Consider the following 17686-nt stretch of genomic DNA (forward strand, 5'->3'; position numbering starts at 1 on the left):
ACCGGCCATTTTATATAATAACTGTCATCCTGAGCTGCGCGAAGGACCTTATCAAGAAGCTTACTTGGAGGAAGCGGACGTAGTATTTGCTGCCACCGACGATCCGGCTTTGCACCGTCGCATCAAAGAAGCCGCCCGAACCCGCCGCCTGCTGGTCAACGTGGCCGACACCCCGCCGCTGTGCGACTTTTACTTGTCGTCGGTGGTGCAGAAAGGAGCCTTGAAAGTGGCCGTGTCCACCAACGGGCAGTCGCCGACGGTGGCCAAGCGGCTGCGGGCAGTGCTGGAAGAGGCGTTGCCGGAGGAACTGGACCACGTGCTCCAAAAAATGCCCGCTATCCGCCAGCAACTGGCCGGTGACTTCGCCGAGAAGGTCCGCACTCTGAACGCCGTTACGGCCGGGCTGGCAGGCGGCCCTGGCTACGAAGCGCCCGCAACCCGGCGCTGGCGGCGCGTGGCTATCGGTGCGCTGCTGGCGGTCGGGGCTTTAGCGGTAGCCCAATTGCTTGCCGTGGCGAAAGCTTCGGAGCAACTAAAACAAGACAAATAACTCTATTGCAAACGGGTATGGCGGAAATTATGCCGGAGTTGTATGTAGTAGGAGCGGGACCCGGCGACCCGGAATTACTCACGCTCAAAGCCTACAAAGTGCTGCAAACCGCAGCCGTTATTCTCTACGACAACCTAGCCAACCAGGAGTTGCTGGCTTTGGCTCCCGCAGCCTGCGAATGCATTTACGTGGGTAAAAAACCGTACGGGGAGTACACGCCGCAGGAAACCATTCATGAGTTGATCCTGGAGAAGGCGCTGGCCCGCGGCCGGGTAATCCGCTTGAAAGGTGGGGACCCGTTCGTTTTTGGGCGCGGCTTCGAGGAAATGCTGTTTGCGCGGGCCCACGGCATTGCTACGCACTATATCCCCGGCATCTCTAGCATGCAGGCCCTCGGCTACGAAGACATTCCGCTCACGCACCGGGCGGTTAGTGAGGGCATCTGGATGCTGACCGGCACCAAGAAAGATGGCTCCCTTTCCGCCGACTTGCGGTTGGCCATGCAAAGCAATTCCACCGTGGTGATTTACATGGGGCTAACCAAAGCCGCCGAAATTGCCGCCACCTACTGCGAAATGGGCCAGGGCAACACGCCTGCCGCTGTTGTGCAGCACGTTTCCTTGCCCCAACGCAAACTAGCCGTCGGGCTGGTAGGGCAGTTGCCCACGCTGGTCGCAAGCCATGGCATCACCTATCCGGCCCTGATTGTTATTGGCGGGGTGGTGGCGCTGGGGCATTCGCAGGCAACCGGCGACAAACTGGTTACGCTAGAGCCTTTGCTAGCAGCACTTGAGCAGCGCTCGTGAAGGGTGCCTCACACAAGCGTTAGAGTCTCGCCGCCAAGGCTCTTCAAACATAGGTCTTGTCAAGCAGCGTACCGGAGTTTTCAACACGAAGTCTTGCTTTCCCTCGCCACCAAATACTAGCATTTAGCTACTTACTGATGGTCGGGCTTTAGCTATTCCCATTAGTAAGCCTGTGCCTTGTGGCCTGTAGTTGCGGCAATTCAAGGTTTGACCCTTCGGTTTTCGCCTATTCGCTGAAACAAGATCTTCAACTCCCGTTGAAATCAGGAATAACTGGGTTTATCAAGAAGCTTTGCTGGCTACGCAAAGGTCTGAATGGCGTACGCAGCTAACTATGCACTTTTAGGGTGTCAGATAAGAGAAAGACGTAACAAAAGAATGGGGAGCGGAATATGTCGTAATCACCCCCTCAACAAGTCCCAAATGCCCCCGTTATTTGGTTGGCTGATATGCTAAATTTGTTGGCATGCTACTCCCGCACTATGGTGGGCTAAGTTGAAGAACTGGTCAGCAGTAGTGGGGATGCTTGTTTGTTCGGCCATCCATATTTCTAACCCCTCAAGCCATGAAAAAGCTACAAATTACCTACTGGGCTTTCACTAGCCTGCTGGTTGCCTTAATGACAGCTTCCGCGATACCAGATCTTGTCAGTGCCCCCGAAGCGGTGGTGTACTTCAAGCACTTAGGATACCCAGCCTACTTATTGCCCTTCTTGGGCGTAGCCAAACTGCTGGGAGCAGTAGCCGTTCTGGTTCCTGGGTTTCCCCGCGTAAAAGAGTGGGCGTATGCCGGTTTCTTTTTTGATTTGACCGGAGCCCTGTATTCCCACGTAGCGGCAGGCTACCCCGCCAGCCAGTGGGCTCCCATAACTATTGGCCTGTTGCTGGTAGCAGGCTCTTACCTTAGTTATCACAGAAAAACACAAGCCAAAGGGAATGAGTTGAATGCTGCCAATCAGCTTAGTCTCATAGTTTAGTGCAATAGAAGGGGAGCTTGGTTTCGCGCGAAGCAACTCGTTTTACACGAGCGTTATTGGCTGCTCAAGTAGAGCTAGCCAAAGAGTAAAGGATACTCGTAATAATTTAATTGCTCTTTTGTAGCCAAACCAACATTATGAATGCACTTATGCAAGAAACTGCCAAAGCTTTTTCTCGCCATCAATTCGAAAAGGCAGTTCCTTTTTTGGCGAGTACGATTCGCTGGAATTTAGTTGGCGAGAAAACCCTGGAAGGTCAAGAAAGCGTTATTGATGCTTGTAAACAGTCTGCTAACTACTTAACTCAGGTCACCACTACGTTCATAAAGTTCAAGGTCATCGTTGGCGATAACGAGGTTGTAGTTGACAGTGTTGCTACCTATACAAACCAGCAACAGGAGTCAACTAAAGTAGCTTCCTGTGACATTTATGAATTCGCTGATGGTTTGGTAACGGAAATTACCTCCTACAGCGTTGACCTTATCCCTACCCACTAACAACCACCAAAAGGCGGGTATCATTGTGCTATTCCTTTTCTATCCGGCTCTTACTTTGCAGATTAGTGGAGCGGGCTAATGCTTCCCCGCCTTGCAACTTGCTTGGTTGAAGTTGCAAGGCAGGCGTAAGGATACCGCCGCAAGAAATTGATAATCAACTAGTAGCTGCCTGTTCTGCTAGTGCGCCCGGCACCCACAGTAGTCGTTACTTTATTCGGTGCTAGATGAGAGCTAACAGTAAAGCATCAGCCAGAAAAACCTGGCTATGGTCATCCTTGGGTCTACTACTAAGAAAATCGTTGCTAGCGAAGTTTAGTTGGTTGTCTTACAATAGTTGTTGTTATAAATAAAGGTTTGGTTTAGGCTATTGGTCCGCGACTCCCTTTCCTGTAGCTTGGCAGCCATGAAACAACTCGTATTGCTATCGGTATTGGCCGTATCGGCCTGCGGAAAAACCGAAAAATTCCGTTATCCCGTGGTCGTGACGGCGGACAATGCCGCGATTTACGCCCAGCCAGATACGTCTGCGGAAACGAGGATCCTGTTGGCCAAACGCGGCGACACGCTGGACCTAAAAGCCGGCGCCGTAAACGGCCTATATACCGTCGCCCCGAAGCCCGGAGGTGAACTTTTCCCCAAGCATAGCGCAAAAGGCTTTATTGACAGTCGGTTTTTGCAAATTCCGGATTCCACTCTTCGCGCAACCGAAGATCCTGCTTTTCCTCGGGGCCACAACGCAGCACCAAGAAAATAGGGTAGCCTGGCAAAAAAGATGGTAGAAGGAAGTGGCCTGAACGTTTTCCAAAGAAGAGTGGCTGTTGCAGAGCCTGTGAGCTAGCTTGCAAACGGGCTAGGCTTACCACAGAAACACCCAAAACGCAGCGATACTACAGATTTGCTCGTTGGTATTCGGTCTGTAGAGGCATTGCTTGTTACGCTGGGTTACTTCTGCAACAGCCCTCCTTTTTGAAAAATTTACGCGCACTAATCAAGTCATTGTACCATTAAACTGTGAAGCGTTGGGAATACGCAGCAGGCTCCTCAAATTGTTGCTGAGCTGCACCTACGCGTTGCAATGCCCGCGTACACCTTACCTGTGCTTCCGACAAGCAATCCGGTAAGCGGCCAGGATAGCAGGCTACTTCAGCTCCATCAACAAAACCCGCATATCGGGGTTGGGGTTGCCATCGGTGGGAACGTACTGATCGAGCACGTTGCCTATTTGCCGGACATGCTGAGTGAACCGCGTAACTCCGTAGCCCTCTCTGAAATCGTGGCCGTTGTAATACCACGCCGGCTGACCGGCAAAGTCGCCTTGGTTCATATCCACGCCACTATAGATCACCCACACGCGCTTTTTGTTCGGCACGGAAGTAAGATCGGCATCTACTTTGGCAAAATAGTCCGCATAGTTGCGAACAGCATACCGATGATCTGGATCTATTACGGCCTCAAATCGAAGGGCGTCCGCCGTCTTATAGTACTTGTACCCAGCGGCCCCATTCCAGTAGACATACACCCCATCGCCTGCTTGATACTTGCGGTTGACATAGTCCAGGGCCTCCCGATAATACGACATTTTGTAGCCACTCAGCAGGTAGGGAGTCAGGGTAGTGGCAGCGGCATTTTTCAACAAACCACCCAAGAGCAGTAGAGTCAGCCCGTAGCTTACATACTTCAGAGAAGTTGTTTTGCTGCTTAGATAGTCACAGCCTGCTGCGAGTAATAGGATAACAAAGGGAGCCAGATAAACAATCATCCGCTCGTGGAACGGATACAGTTTAAGGCAAGAAGCCACCACGGCAACAAGCAGGACGAGGCCAACCACCAGCAGATACCGCTTGTTCGTTCGGAAAAAATACAGCACGCCCAAACCGCTAAGCACCACGGGAACGATGGTCATGCGCTGAACAAAGCGCCTCAAATACGTCTGCTCCACCAACTCATCAATCCACGTTAGGCCGAGGGGATAATGGAAGAAAATAACCGCTTTCTTCATCAACCACGTGACACTACTTACGGGCTGGAGAGGGAAATAGCCTTCGAATTTGTAGAAGAAGTACACCAACCAACCCGCGTCAGACCCCTCCTTCGTGAACAAAAAGTAGCTAAGCAGGAAGCTCACCAGCCACAGGCCAAATGGCAGGACCAACCGAAAGATTCTGTTCCAGTCTCCTTTGATTAGGTAATTGCCACCCACGGCCAGGCCCATGGCGGCCAGCACAAAAATGCTTGGATACGACAGCCACACCGCAATACTCCCTCCAATTCCCCACCACCACAAGTTTTTACTGCTCGTGTTCTGCTGGTAGCGGACATAGAACCACAAAAGCAGAATGGTAATAAAAAGGTCGGGGCCGTACGGTTTTGCTTCCACCGAATGGTAGACAATCGGTGTCGCACACGCTAGCAGCGTCAGTGCCACGAGCGTCCCGAAGGGTTTCAAAAAATGGCGGGCAACGGGTACGAACAAGAATAAGGCCGCAACACCAGTGAGCAAAGAATACAGGCGAAGCGCCAATTCGTTGTTGCCAAACAGCACCACAAACAAATGGCAGATCAACAAGTAGCCAATAGGGGCTTTTTGCATGTATGGCAAGGGCTTGGAGAGTAAATCCTGGAAATTCATCTCCGCTATTCCTGCTGTCAGATAGATTTCATCGGTCCACAGAGAGCGATTATACACGTAATGGAACACCCGCAGCGCGATGCCCAAAAAGAGAAGGAAACCGGTAGTTACTACGTAGAAACTAACGTGTTTTTGCTTTGGAAAGGCACTAACCTTAGGACGGAGTTGAGCAAGCATACTATTGAATTAGAGAAGGAAGATTCCGCTTGGTTGAAATGCATCACTTCGCACTAAGCCACGGATCAGCGCTTGAAACGAGCCACCGTTGGCATTCCTGCCGCTTCCACAAGGGAAGCAGAGACTAGTGATAAAGCTTCAGACGCACCACTTAGCGTTCGATCAGGGTCCCCGACACAATTCCTGTATCCTACAGCAGCAGGATGCGAAGCCACGAGAGCAAGGCTGATACAGGGGTAGCTCCTAAAACCTAGGGCTTGCTGCACCGGCCAGCCTCAGCTAACGCCCCGTAGCAAGTCTCGTCGTAGTGGCGAGTCCAGCGCGAGGTCGAGTAGCCTGCTTTCGGGCATGACGGGGAATGGCCTCCTACAAGGAAGGCAGAGTGAACCTTAACAGGTTACTCAAGGGCGCGAGAGGTCCGGCACCATATGTTCGTCCTGGAAAGGAAAGCACACAATGGGACCTACGGCAGACGAAGGCTCTTCGAAATAGAACAGGCACCGGATGCGAGGCAAAAAGCCAGCAAAAGCGGCGCGGGCAACCTGGCCATCTAGGGCACGGGACAACCTCCTCGTCTGGATGGGGTGCCGCAAGGACATAGCCCTAGAACTCCGGCACACGTGGTGCACCGGCCGAAGGAATCGGCTTAGGAGACTGGAGGGCTTACGACCGTGCGGCTAGAATCACATTGGAGTAGGATGGAGGCGTTGAAAAGCAAATATAGGGGCCATAGTCGTATAAAATCAACTGTTTATTGAAATTGATATAAGTTAAGTACCGCGTTGTGATTCTATAACAAGCACAACAGAAACAATTAAGGAGTAAAGCTAAACGCCCAGGTAGTAATTATAAATCTCCTAAAATCGTCCTATAGCTTTCGGGTAGTAGGATAGTAATTTTACTGCTTGAACTACTGCACCGTTATCTTACTAATTAAAGATATCCATGATAAAATGCTAAATGCAGTAACTTTAAGAGCTTCTAAAAGCACCAAGCATTCAGCAGATCAAAGTGTTGATTTTTATCATAGCAGATAGGAATGATTCCAGGCAAGCCGAACGTTTTCTGACTGTAGAATCCTAGTTTTGATTTTTGCAAGGGCTGTTGTCTACACTACCCTTATACATATTCTTTAGTTATTAATTTTAGCTAACAACTTACATGAAGTTCAGCCTGCTTCTCCCTCTCGTTAGCTTATTGGCATCGTGCGCGCCGGAACAAAAGAATTCATCGTTGATTGCTCCTGATACGCCGGAAACTAGCCTAGTGAAATCGGACACAGCTAGTGATGCTGCCGACACAACAGTTGGCCTGTCTGCTGAGCAGATGGTTTCTCCGCTGCCAACATCAGGGGCTCCTGCGAAATCCACTTACCAGTTGCTCCAAGGCAAATGGCAAAGCACCGACGACGCTAGAAGTGTTATTGAACTCAAAGGCCACGCCTACATTGATTATTATGGTGGCGAGCCGCTCGACACGGCGGAGTTTGTCCTTGCGCAAGCGTGTCCTTCTGAAGCCGGTGCGGGGTACCTCGGCGACAACGAAAGATACTTGGTCGAACCCAAAGAAGCTATGTGTTGGGAAGTTGTTGGTGTGGATGAAGAGAGTCTAGAGCTCAGCTATACCGCCCGGGGTAATTCCCTGAACTATAGAAAAATCAAATAGCCAAGCCAGTCCTTATATCGCCGTGTAAGCGAGTTAGATAAGGCAAATCAGCTTAAATAGGCTTCTGTTTTGCAGTAACAAGCCGTTGCGCTAGGTGCGGTGTATTACGGCCTATTCTGCACTGCTATGCCATTGAATGGCAAAATAGCCGCACTCGTTGCTCCCGGTGTTGGTAAAGGCGTGGGGCACATTCGCCCGCAGCAAAACCACGTCCCCAGCGGCCGCTTTGTGCGCTTGCTTATCGATCAGAATTTCGCCATTGCCTTTTGTCATCAAGATGATTTCTTCGGCGCGGTGGGTGTGCGGCGGATGGCTGGCAATACCCGGCTTGAGGACAGTGGCGTGCACATCAAAGCGCTTGAACACCGATGAAGGCCGGTCGAACACGGGGCGGGTTTCGCCTTTCTCGGTTTTCACCACCTTAAACTGGCTCCAATCTTTCACGAAGGAGCCGCCGCCAGCTTGTCCGCGTTGGATATCTATGGGCTCCTGGCCCTTGAACTTCAGCACGTAATAGGTAGCCGGCGCGCTAGAAGCGTTTCGAAAGCTTTGTTTGTCGCCCGCCACAATCAGCAGCAGACTGCCGGGACCCAGGGTTTTGGTGGAATCTTTTACGGTCACCGTCAGGCGGCCTTCCTGCACGATAACCAGCTCTTCTGAATCACTATAAGCTTGCAGCGGATGATTGGTTTGCCCTGGTTTGAGCGTGGACGTATGGATGGCGAGTTCAACTAAATCGAGGGTGCTGCCTTTGGCGAATTCGCTGTTTTGCCTGCCGCCATCCTGTTTTGGAGCTTGAGTCGGCTTGCTGTAGACAGCAGACGGCAAAGGCTTTGTTTGCATCCGGAGGCTGGAAGTCAGCAGGACTCCGGCGACGAGCAGCGTTGTTTTCATAGGGCGGGTGGTTGAATTCGGAGGCAGCGCGGCAAGCGCAGCGCAGCTAAAAGATACGCTACTGCTTGGGGTTTTCCAGCGCCTTGGTTGTCGTGTAGTATTTGGCTAGCATGTTCGGCACTTCCCACGGGGGCATGTTGCGCTTTTCCAGGTACTCCAGAAACTGCTCAGTCACGCGGGCAAAATGCGCCTCATGGCCTTCGCGGTAGCTTTCCGGGACGAGTACTTCCCAGCCTTTGTCAACCTTCTTCAGTGCCACGCCGGGATACTTCACTTGAATTTTCTTTAGCTCTTGCTGCAAAGCTTGTGTATAAGCGGCATCCGGGGTTCGGGGCTCGATGTACAGCGTCGGCTTGTACAATTGGGCGGCCCCTTGGCGAACCACTAAGTTGGCTTTGGAGCCCCGCATCAGCGAGTAGTGCGTATCGCCGGCCCCCTCCGGCGCTTTGTAGGCCCACGTAACCGACACTTGCGCATGCACCCCGAGCAGCTTGTAGGAAATCGTGCCGTTGCTGTACACCTTCAGCAGACTATCGTTGGCCAGGTCTTTCTTCAAATAGTCGGGAAAGGTATTTTGCTTGGTAATGGCCCGGAACTGGGTGAGGCTCATATTGGTTGCCCAGCGCTTGGCGGAAAGCACCTGAATATCTTTCTTGTAGTCCAGCGCCCGCTCCGGAAAGCATTCCCACTGCACCAGGTCCACCAAGTGGGTGGTCACGTCCACCAAACCCTCGCCTTCCTGCGTTACGTCCATAAACCAGGCGGGCCGGGTCAGGACGCTGCCCGACACGTTCTTGTAAAAGCAGTGCGTACTCTCCTTGACCACCGCCGGATTTTGGGGCGTGCCTTTCTCTAAAGTGCCAAACACGGCCGGCAGCCTCGACAGCTCTCTTTGCAGAATAGTGGGTATTTCAAACCGCTCGGTCATGATATCATACAGCAGCAAGTTGTTTTTCTTGGCGGTGGCAAAGGCGCCTTCCAACGTCTTGAATTCCTGGCTGTTGATGCACATGGGCTTGTCGGCCAGCACGTTGAACCCGGCTTGCAAGGACTGCGCAATGTATTCCGTCTTCTTTTGATTGTTGCCGGCCAGCACCACGACATTGCCAGCTTTTTCGGCCAGCATTTTCGCGAAGAAATCCGGGCCGGTGTACACCTGCTGCTGCCACTGCGTGGGGGATTCCGCGCGGGTGTTGTAGCTTGTAACTCGGGCTAGGTGCTGTTGCAGGTCTGTCCCGCCGGCTGCATAGACGTGCACGGTTGGGGCGACATTCTTGTACATCGACTTCTGCACCAGCGCCGCGTGGAAATGGCCGGGGTCGAGGGTGATAAGTCGCACTGGAGCGCTAGGTTTAGGGACCGTGGCCGTTTGGCCGCGGCATGGCAGGATGGGCAAGAAAAGGAAGGAGCTAACGACGAAAAGGTTCTTCATCTTCGGTAACAAACAGTGAAAAAACACGCCTCCCAGTAGCTCTTGGCCGCTTCCGGGCCGCGTTAGCCGGGCAGGGTGTAGGGCTTGCGCTGAGGCCGGGAAAGCAGGCGGTTGGCTTCTGCATCGTTGACGAACTGCTCTTTGGCGGGGTCCCAGGACACTTTGCGCTTCAATTTCATCACAATATGATGAATCAGGCAGGTAGAGCACGACCGGTGGCCGACTTCCACGGGCGCAATAGGCTGCTTGCGCGACTTGATGCACTCCAGCCAGTTGCCGTGGTGCTCTTTGCTCTCGTACAAATGGATTTCGTTGGGCCCAATCACCGACTGGATGATCTTCGGGTCGCTGGCATCCAGTGCTTTGGCCGCTTGCAAACTGATTGGGTCGCTGGCCGTGGCCTTGGCATCACCGCGCGACACGAAGATCCAGCCCTCGGTGCCCTCAAACTTGATGCCGTTGGGCAAACTGTCGCTGATAATCATGTGCACCCCGTTGGCGTAGCGCCCCTCGGTTTTGAACGGGCCGTGCACATTCCAAAGCCCGCTCTTAGGAAATTCGGCCGTACCCCACACTTCAATCGGGCCGGTGTGTTCGGTGTTCATGGCCCAGTGGGCGCAATCGACGTGGTGGGAGCCCCAGCCGGTAATCATGCCCGCCCCAAACTGCTCACAGCGCAACCAGCCGGGCCGGTCGTAGCCTTGTTGGGGGTGCACGCGCTTTTCGGTGTAATACACTTCGGGCGTCGAGCCCAGCCACCGGTCGTAGTGTAAGTTGGCGGGCACCGGCATGGCCACTTCTTCCTGGCCCGAGGGGTCGCCGGGCAACCCGATAGAAACGGTTTTCAAGGTGCCAATACGGCCGTTACGCACCAGTTCGGCCGCATAGCGGAACTGCGCAGAAGACCGCTGCTGACTGCCAATCTGGAAAATACGACCCGTGCTTTTTACGGCATCACTCAAGGCCCGGCCCTCGGCAATGGTCAAGGACGTTGGTTTTTGGCAGTACACATCCTTGCCGGCCCGTACGGCGGCCATCCCAATCAGCGCGTGCCAGTGGTCGGGGGTGCTGATCAGCACGGCGTCGATATCCTTGTTTTGCAACAACGCTTGATAATCGTGGTACACCTGCACGCCGTCGAAAGGCTTGCCGTTTTTCTTGGTGTAATACTCGTTGACCAGCTGTTTCGCTTCTTCGGCGCGCTTGGTGTCAACGTCGCAGACCGCCATAATCTGGGCTTGCTCGTACTGCCACACGCCCGGCATATCATGGCCGCGGGAAATGCGCCCCGTGCCAATGGCGCCGATGTTGATTCGGTTGCTGGGCGCGTTTCGGCCGAAAACACTAGCCGGTACGATGGTGGGGAAGCCGCCGAGCACAAGGGTGGCCGCCGCAGCTTTGGCCGACGTTTCCAGAAAATCCCTTCTGGAAACCGGGGAATTTTTTTCTTCGCTCATGGGAGGGAGTTTTGCATTGATTGGAAGAAAATATCACTTGCGCAGCACCGTAACCTTAGGTTCGGCGCTGAAAGCTTGCCACCCGCTTTCTGCTTTTTCTTTCGTGAAATGCCCGTTGTACACGATCAGGCGGTATTTGAGCGTATAGGTTTGGCCGGGGTCGAGCTGCCAGTTTTTGTTTTTGGTGGGCGAGAAGTTGGCGAACATGTCCCCGCGGCCATTCATCGTTTCGGGCCAGATGCGCAACGGCTCGGGGTGGTTGTAATTGGTGGGGTACGAGAGCATCACCACGCCGCCGTAGTCGTTGTCGAGCTGGCCTTGCACGATGCACCAGCGCGCCGTGGAGCCGTCGGCTTCCTTGCGGTTTTTGCCTTCGGAAGTCAGAACTTCGCTGTTGTCCTTGTTCCACTTTTCGGTGGTGCGCCAACCAAACCCGCCGTAGCGGTAAGCCAGCAGCAGCACCGGGCTAGTGCTGGCGCACTTCATGTTGATGGTTACGTCCGCTATGTAATACTCCTGATCCTTGGGCTGATACACCCGCACTGATTGCACCTCATTCAGCGCAATTTTTTCCGGGCCGCCTTTCTTGAAGGCCACGTGTTCCTGCAATACCTGATACTCGCTGTACACGGGCCCGGCGCTGGTAGAAACTGCTTTGGCAAAGCGCACGGTGCCTTTCCGGTCCCGGATATTCCAGAAGTCAACCGTGTCTCCTTCAAATAGTACGTGCGTCCAGGGGTTCCAAATGCCGTAGTGGTGGTAGTGGTCGGGGGCTTGAATCCGGGTGAGTTCCTGGCCGTGCGGCGACCATAGCGGGTGAATAAAGCCGCTCCGCTTGTAGGCCGTATCAACGCCGGCCGGTGGATACACCGTTTTGTAGTTGTAACGCAGCAGGTTTCTGTTGCCGGTTCCGATGGTGAAGGAGCCTTGCGCGTCCTGGAGGCGCACCCGGTCGGTGGCCGGGCTGGCGGCGCCTTTTACTAGCTCGTAGGTGTGCTTGCTGGTTTTGGCATTTTCCGAATCAATCAGCCAATGCATAACTCGCTTAGTGCCCTTTTCCACCTGAAAGGGAACACTCGTGCGCTTATTGCCCTGCACTTCCACCAGCTTCAAGCCAGAAGCAGGGAGCGGCGTGATATCATCCAAACTCGTTCTGATGGGAACTGCTAAACCGTTCGTAGCATAAGGAAGAACTACTTCGAGCGTTGCAATTCGCTGCGCGAAGGCCTTCATACTCATCGTGGCAAAAAGCAAAAGCAGCCAACATCTCAACAAGTTCATGGCATAGCGTTTAACGGTGCAAGCGTATTCCTTCCGACGAGAGCTTGGGAAAGGATGCGACCAGCTTTCCTTCAACCTGGTGCTTGACCAACTGAGAAGGGATTGTTTCACTCGCTTATTAGTGGTCACGCTCCTTGCTCACCTTAAAAGTCATCGTTCTTCTTTTCACTGGAAGACAATTCTAAGTAAGGAAATACTTCGACGTATTAAATGGCATGGACCGACGAATTGCAGAATCAAGGTATCACAATCGTTCCCGGATAGGTTTGCGAACAATTATAACACGCTGGGGCAGTAGGCATCGGCGGTGCCGATTTCGCGCCCCAGCAAATGAAGAGGATGCCTACTTTTTCTGGTAAGCTCAACGTAGCCGTTTCTACCGTTAGCCAGCGGGTAGCTTCGCTAGCCGTCGACGCCCTAATAGTCTGCTAGCCACGAGGAGCCCGAGGCAGTTGATATGGCACTTGGAGCCGAGGTTTAATCCTTGGCGAGGCGGTTGACTTGTTTAGCCGCCGCCACAGCGTGTCACAATTCTGCACTTATTGTCCTTGTTAAAGGTCAGTTATAAGTAAAGCTTTGTCTTCATTCTCTAGTTCCTCTTCCATAACCAACCACCGTCACGCAAAGCCCTTCACCGAAGGGCTTTGTGCTTTTGCTACGGGTAAGCGGTTGCCCTCAGTTACGTACGATTCAGGGTTTAACGGCAGCGGGGCTTCTAGTTGTTCGAGCAGGGGAATGAACAGGTGAAATCAACCTGTTCCTGTCCTAACTGCTTCACTTACAGATTAGAATCATCTTGTGTACGCCTAGTATGTAGCAAGGGTCTGTCTGTATAGAGGGCCACCGAAGTAGTTGTGCGGACGTGTGTTAGAGCAGTGAATCCTAGTGCCGGCTATCAACTCCCAGTATGCTTCCCTGTCCGCGGGCTTTTCGTGAAGGAACCCTGAACACACCCCGGGCGCTTGCTTGAATCCGTTCAAAAGATGCAGGAAACCAGAAGCAACAAGCGCGGCTGCCATCTACATCTGGTATCCGCAACGCAAGTTTATCGTAAAATCTCTGCCAACATCTATCGGCCAAATAACCCGGCGTGCTTTAGTTTGAGAGCTTATTTGGAGGGGCAGGAAATCAATGGTAGCGTTTTTAGATGCTGGACGATAATATTGCCTTAGAATATATGCAGAGAAGGGGCGCGCTGCCGAACATAGATGGTGTGGCCTGCTTGGTGAGCTTGTGTCAACTTTCCAGTTTTGAATTTTCTTCGACTATTTTCTGAAGCTTGGGTGCTTGCGGGCGCCGGCTGATGCTTTCTTATGCTGCCCATGTCTAAAAGAACCTTCCTCTTCCTGCTCTGTTTTCCGGCCCTGACGGCCTGCTTCCGCCCGGTCGTCACGCCTTCTGGCAATGAGGCCGCCCGGTCAGAAGTCTACTTCCCGGCGCCCGGGGCGGCCTGGCAGCACCAGGCGCCAAGCGCCGCTGGCTTCGATTCGGCGCGCCTAGCCGAAGCGGTGGCTTTTGCCCGAACGCAGGAAACCACCCAGATGACGCCCACCTTCTCTACGCAGGAAGAGATTTTCGGCAAGCTGCTGGGGCCCATGCCAACCAGCCGGGCCGCCACCAACGGCCTTGTTCTACGGCACGGGTACCTGGTAGCCGAATGGGGAGAAACGCAGCGCCCAGACCCAACCTACAGCGCGGCCAAAAGCTTCTTGTCAACCATCCTCGGCTTGTCAATTGACCGCAAGCTAATCAAGGATATCCACGACCCGGTGGCGAACTATATCCAGGACGGCGGCTACGACTCCGAGCAGAACCGCGTTGTTACGTGGGAGCATCATGCCCGCCAAACCAGCGAGTGGGAGGGCGAGTTGTGGGGAAAAAACGCCAATTTCATTGGCCGCGAAGCTTTCGGCAAAGGAGAGCGTAAACCCCGCGCCCTGCAAGCGCCGGGCACGTACTACGAGTACAATGACGTGCGCATCAACCGGCTGGCCTTGTCGCTGTTGCGCCTGTGGAAGCGCCCGCTGCCGACGGTGCTCAAGCAAGAGATTATGGACCCGATTGGCGCTTCCTCCACTTGGCAATGGGTGCCTTATCCGAATGCCGTTGCCACCGTAGACGGCAAAGCTATGCCTTCGGTGAGCGGCGGCACGCGCTGGGGCGGCGGACTAATCATCAGCGCCCGCGACGAAGCGCGCTTTGGCTACCTGATGCTCCGGCAGGGGCGCTGGGGCCAGCGCCAACTGGTATCCCCTACATGGGTTCAGCAAGCCACCACGCGCGGACCCGTTGGGCCCGACTACGGCTACCTCTGGTGGCTCAACACCGAGAAAAAAGCCTGGCCCGATGCCCCCGCCACCAGCTATGCGGCGCTGGGCGCGGGCCAAAACACCATTTGGGTGGACCCCGAGCATGACTTGGTTATCGTGTGGCGCTGGCACGATGGCAGCCCAAACGAGTTGATTAAGCGCGTACTGGCAGCTCTGAAACCCTAGCTGCTCCCGATAGTACTCGCTTTTTTTGGCCTAGCTTTTCCCTTGTTTCCCTTGTTTGCTTTGCTTATGCCGCCGGCCTCTTCCTTTCCTTATACCCTGTTGCTGCACGGCGGCTCAGGCCGGTTACAGCCAGCGGGCACCCCGTTCCCGCAGCAGGCAGCTTACACGCACGCTCTTACGGAGGCTGCGCAGGCCGGGTATGTGGTTCTGGCAGGAGGCGGAAACAGCGTGGCGGCGGTTGAAGCCAGCCTCCGGCTGCTGGAGGATTCGCCCTTGTTCAACGCCGGTCGGGGCTCAGTGTTCTCGCATGCTGGCGTCAACGAAATGGACGCCGCTCTCATGGACGGCGCCACGCTCAGGGCCGGGGCGGTGGCTGGAGTGCGCACCGTTCGGAATCCGATTTCTGTGGCCCGCGCCGTGATGGAGCGTTCGGCCCACGTGCTGCTCACCGGCGCGGGCGCCGACGAGTTTGCCGCCGCCGTCGGCTTAGAAACGGTGCCGGCCGCTTGGTTCCGAACCGAAGAGCGCTGGCACCAATGGCAAGCCCTGCAACAGGCCAACGCCCTTGCGCCACCTACCAAGCCCTTCGACTCTCCGGCTTCGAAATATGGTACCGTAGGTGCTGTTGCTCTCGACCAAGCCGGCCACCTCGCAGCGGGCACTTCCACTGGCGGCCAACTCAACAAAAAGTACGGCCGGGTGGGGGACTCCCCCCTGATTGGGGCCGGCACGTATGCCAACCATGTGTGCGCCGTGTCGGGCACGGGGCACGGGGAGTTCTTTATTCGCCACGCGGTGGCCCACGACATTGCTGCCTTGATGGAGTACCGTGGCCTGAGCGTACAGCAAGCCGCCGAGTTGGTGGTGCATCACAAAGTAGCCCCGGCAGGCGGCAAAGGCGGAGTCATTGCCCTCGACCTACACGGCAACGTGGCCATGCCCTACAGTACCGAGGGGATGTTTTGGGCCGTAGTGCGCGCCGATGGCCGAATAGAAACCAACGTTTGCCCCATGGTAATCGAATAAAGCAAAGCGGTTTTTCAGCTTCGTACTAGTATAGTAGGCAAGTTGGTGCGTCTAGGGTACTGGCTGCTTGAACCCCGCCATTAGTTGCCCACCGAGTCGTTAGTTTGTCCTCGGTTAGCTTGCCTGCGAAAGTAATAGTAGAACGGCAGGCCGCTTAGAATTAACCCGAAACCCAGCAACGACTGTTTCGGTTGGGTGAGCAGAGTGTTGCCGACTAAGGCCAGCGCAAACAACAGAATAAACAGCTGTAGAAACGGATAACCCGTCACCGCTGCGCTTATCCTCCCTTGACGCTTCATTTTGACGACTGCCACGGCCAGCAAACCATAAAACAGGAACGTCGCAAAAATGACCATGTCCGTTAGCCGCTCGAAGGAGCCGGAGATTACCAGCAGGCAACTCCAGACCAGTGTGTAGCCAAGGGCTACGTGGGGCGTGCGGTAGCGCGGGTGCACCACGGCGGCCTTGGCGAAGAAAAATCGTTCTTGGGCCATGCGAAAATAAACGCGCGTATGCGAGAGCAGCACGGCATTCAGGGTCCCGAAGACGCTCACCATAATCAAGAGAGTTACCGCCGTTTTGCCCCACTTGCCCAGCATTGTTTCGGCTACCACGGCGGCGCCAATTTCGTTTGGGCTGATAGCGGCCAACTGCGGCAAAGACAAAACCCGCAGGTACGCGTAGTTGACCAGCACGTACACCCCAATGGCGATACTAACGCCGGCAATCAAAGCCCGCGGCACATTGCGCGTCGGGTTCTTGACTTCGCCGCTAATAAACGACAAATCCACCCAGCCGTCGTAAGCCCAGAACACACTGAGCAGGGCAGTGAGCAAGGCGCTACCAAATGCCGCGCTGCCAACAGTTGCGGCCGGCGTACCCGGCAGGGCCACCAGATCGGGTGCCGGGGTGGCGACAAACAGGCCGAAAAAGATAAGCAGCAGAATCCCGAGCAGTTTGGCCGCCGTGAAGAGGTTGCTTAGCGTGCCACTAACGGCGGCCCCGCGGTAGTTCACCCAAGTCAGAACGCTAATGGTGGCAATAGCCAGCAGTTTGATGCCCGAATCGGCAAACGGGTAAATAAGTTGACCAATTGACAGGTGCGCCCAGGGCTGCAAGGGATTGGGCAGCGGAATCAGCGTGTTGATGGTTTGGGAAAAGATAAAGCCGAGCGCCGCCACCGAGGCCGTGCCGATGATGGTAAAATCGGTCCACCCAAACAAGAAAGAAGCAAAGTTGCCAAACGAGAGGCGTAAGTACTCGTAGGTGCCTCCCGATTCTTCGGTAAGCGAGGAAAGCGCCGCCAGATTGAAGGCCCCGCACAAAGTAATGAAGCCCGCGAGCAGCCAAGCCGCCAGAATCCAGGTTTCACTCAAGCCGGTTTGCGCCAGGGGCACGATCTTCTTGAATACGCCCGACCCAATCACAATACCGGCTACGAGCAAGGTCGCCGTGCGGACCCCAAAGGCCCTAACCAAGGTAACTTTCGCCGTAGTCCTTTCCCGTTGCGGCATGTCCATCCTGTCAAGGTACGCAATTCCACCGGCCAGGGGCGCTAGGCTAGGGCTTGAGAGAACCTTCGTCGGTTGCTTTCTTTCGAGAACAAACGCACACGTGTCGCCGCAGTAGCCACTAGTAGCCACTAAACCCCAAAAGCAGCAGATAGAGCCCCAGCAATTCATGCCAAGAGAGGCCGCTAGGGTTGCCGTTGGGGTACCGCCCGGCGTTCATTACCCAACCTACCCCATGCTTCTGGCAAAGCTTAGGACAAGCAAACCCTCTACCTTACCATAATTCCGCC

At 54.6% G+C, this 17686-nt stretch carries 15 protein-coding genes; 8 read left to right on the forward strand and 7 right to left on the reverse strand.

Going from position 1 to position 17686, the window contains the following annotated elements; genetic code table 11:
* The 5 genes from ACFE7X_RS16820 to ACFE7X_RS16840 form a co-directional block, all read left to right on the forward strand.
* Positions 1-550 (forward strand): bifunctional precorrin-2 dehydrogenase/sirohydrochlorin ferrochelatase (locus tag ACFE7X_RS16820; protein WP_375436847.1); only part of this gene is annotated, 550 nt, incomplete at its 5' end.
* Positions 551-567: 17 nt separating this feature from the next.
* Positions 568-1356 carry a uroporphyrinogen-III C-methyltransferase gene (cobA, locus tag ACFE7X_RS16825; protein WP_375436848.1) on the forward strand — a complete coding sequence of 263 codons (789 nt, stop codon included), beginning with the start codon at positions 568-570 and terminating at the stop codon, positions 1354-1356.
* 565 nt (positions 1357-1921) lie between these two features.
* Positions 1922-2332 carry a DoxX family protein gene (locus ACFE7X_RS16830; protein WP_375436849.1) on the forward strand — a complete coding sequence of 137 codons (411 nt, stop codon included), beginning with the start codon at positions 1922-1924 and terminating at the stop codon, positions 2330-2332.
* A 149-nt stretch (positions 2333-2481) separates the two neighbouring features.
* Positions 2482-2829 carry a nuclear transport factor 2 family protein gene (locus tag ACFE7X_RS16835; protein ID WP_375436850.1) on the forward strand — a complete coding sequence of 116 codons (348 nt, stop codon included), beginning with the start codon at positions 2482-2484 and terminating at the stop codon, positions 2827-2829.
* Between the two features lie 403 nt (positions 2830-3232).
* Positions 3233-3583, forward strand: coding sequence for a hypothetical protein (locus ACFE7X_RS16840; protein WP_375436851.1), 351 nt, complete (start codon positions 3233-3235; stop codon positions 3581-3583).
* Positions 3584-3967: 384 nt separating this feature from the next.
* Here the strand turns inward: ACFE7X_RS16840 and ACFE7X_RS16845 are convergent, their stop codons facing one another.
* Positions 3968-5635 carry a glycosyltransferase family 39 protein gene (locus ACFE7X_RS16845; protein ID WP_375436852.1) on the reverse strand — a complete coding sequence of 556 codons (1668 nt, stop codon included), beginning with the start codon at positions 5633-5635 and terminating at the stop codon, positions 3968-3970.
* Between the two features lie 401 nt (positions 5636-6036).
* Positions 6037-6201 carry a hypothetical protein gene (locus ACFE7X_RS16850; RefSeq protein ID WP_375436853.1) on the reverse strand — a complete coding sequence of 55 codons (165 nt, stop codon included), beginning with the start codon at positions 6199-6201 and terminating at the stop codon, positions 6037-6039.
* Between the two features lie 595 nt (positions 6202-6796).
* On the opposite strand from ACFE7X_RS16850, the gene ACFE7X_RS16855 reads away from it, so the two are divergent.
* On the forward strand, positions 6797-7300 hold the full coding sequence (locus ACFE7X_RS16855; protein WP_375436854.1) for a hypothetical protein: 504 nt from the start codon (positions 6797-6799) through the stop codon (positions 7298-7300).
* A gap of 111 nt (positions 7301-7411) precedes the next feature.
* Here the strand turns inward: ACFE7X_RS16855 and ACFE7X_RS16860 are convergent, their stop codons facing one another.
* From ACFE7X_RS16860 to ACFE7X_RS16875, 4 genes are all read right to left on the reverse strand, one after another.
* Entirely contained in the window at positions 7412-8194 is a 783-nt protein-coding gene (locus ACFE7X_RS16860; RefSeq protein WP_375436855.1) for a cupin domain-containing protein, read from the reverse strand.
* A gap of 58 nt (positions 8195-8252) precedes the next feature.
* The gene (locus ACFE7X_RS16865; RefSeq protein WP_375436856.1) at positions 8253-9626 is read right to left on the reverse strand and encodes a putative oxidoreductase C-terminal domain-containing protein; all 1374 of its coding nucleotides are present in this window, start codon (positions 9624-9626) and stop codon (positions 8253-8255) included.
* 62 nt (positions 9627-9688) lie between these two features.
* Positions 9689-11083 carry a Gfo/Idh/MocA family oxidoreductase gene (locus ACFE7X_RS16870; protein ID WP_375436857.1) on the reverse strand — a complete coding sequence of 465 codons (1395 nt, stop codon included), beginning with the start codon at positions 11081-11083 and terminating at the stop codon, positions 9689-9691.
* A 33-nt stretch (positions 11084-11116) separates the two neighbouring features.
* Positions 11117-12229: a PmoA family protein gene (locus ACFE7X_RS16875; RefSeq protein WP_375436858.1), complete on the reverse strand. Its 1113-nt coding sequence runs from the start codon at positions 12227-12229 to the stop codon at positions 11117-11119.
* Positions 12230-13686: 1457 nt separating this feature from the next.
* Between ACFE7X_RS16875 and ACFE7X_RS16880 the strand changes: the two genes are divergently transcribed.
* Together ACFE7X_RS16880 and ACFE7X_RS16885 are read left to right on the forward strand one after the other, a co-directional pair.
* Positions 13687-14859, forward strand: coding sequence for a serine hydrolase domain-containing protein (locus ACFE7X_RS16880; RefSeq protein ID WP_375436859.1), 1173 nt, complete (start codon positions 13687-13689; stop codon positions 14857-14859).
* Between the two features lie 66 nt (positions 14860-14925).
* A complete protein-coding gene (locus ACFE7X_RS16885) occupies positions 14926-15885 on the forward strand; it encodes an isoaspartyl peptidase/L-asparaginase family protein (protein WP_375436860.1) in 960 nt (319 codons plus the stop codon).
* An 80-nt stretch (positions 15886-15965) separates the two neighbouring features.
* Here the strand turns inward: ACFE7X_RS16885 and ACFE7X_RS16890 are convergent, their stop codons facing one another.
* On the reverse strand, positions 15966-17405 hold the full coding sequence (locus tag ACFE7X_RS16890) for an APC family permease (RefSeq protein WP_375436861.1): 1440 nt from the start codon (positions 17403-17405) through the stop codon (positions 15966-15968).
* Positions 17406-17686 lie beyond the last annotated feature (281 nt).

The sequence above is a fragment of the uncultured Hymenobacter sp. genome, assembly GCF_964242765.1.
GTDB lineage: Bacteria > Bacteroidota > Bacteroidia > Cytophagales > Hymenobacteraceae > Hymenobacter.

Excerpts from the sequence above, each read along its gene's own strand:
- ACFE7X_RS16885 (WP_375436860.1), top strand. The coding sequence starts at position 14,926 with ATGCCGCCGGCCTCTTCCTTTCCTTATACCCTGTTGCTGCACGGCGGC.
- cobA (WP_375436848.1), top strand. The coding sequence starts at position 568 with ATGGCGGAAATTATGCCGGAGTTGTATGTAGTAGGAGCGGGACCCGGC.
- ACFE7X_RS16845 (WP_375436852.1), bottom strand. The coding sequence starts at position 5,635 with ATGCTTGCTCAACTCCGTCCTAAGGTTAGTGCCTTTCCAAAGCAAAAA.
- ACFE7X_RS16865 (WP_375436856.1), bottom strand. The coding sequence starts at position 9,626 with ATGAAGAACCTTTTCGTCGTTAGCTCCTTCCTTTTCTTGCCCATCCTG.
- ACFE7X_RS16835 (WP_375436850.1), top strand. The coding sequence starts at position 2,482 with ATGCAAGAAACTGCCAAAGCTTTTTCTCGCCATCAATTCGAAAAGGCA.
- ACFE7X_RS16830 (WP_375436849.1), top strand. The coding sequence starts at position 1,922 with ATGAAAAAGCTACAAATTACCTACTGGGCTTTCACTAGCCTGCTGGTT.
- ACFE7X_RS16870 (WP_375436857.1), bottom strand. The coding sequence starts at position 11,083 with ATGAGCGAAGAAAAAAATTCCCCGGTTTCCAGAAGGGATTTTCTGGAA.
- ACFE7X_RS16890 (WP_375436861.1), bottom strand. The coding sequence starts at position 17,405 with ATGGACATGCCGCAACGGGAAAGGACTACGGCGAAAGTTACCTTGGTT.
- ACFE7X_RS16860 (WP_375436855.1), bottom strand. The coding sequence starts at position 8,194 with ATGAAAACAACGCTGCTCGTCGCCGGAGTCCTGCTGACTTCCAGCCTC.
- ACFE7X_RS16840 (WP_375436851.1), top strand. The coding sequence starts at position 3,233 with ATGAAACAACTCGTATTGCTATCGGTATTGGCCGTATCGGCCTGCGGA.
- ACFE7X_RS16855 (WP_375436854.1), top strand. The coding sequence starts at position 6,797 with ATGAAGTTCAGCCTGCTTCTCCCTCTCGTTAGCTTATTGGCATCGTGC.
- ACFE7X_RS16880 (WP_375436859.1), top strand. The coding sequence starts at position 13,687 with ATGTCTAAAAGAACCTTCCTCTTCCTGCTCTGTTTTCCGGCCCTGACG.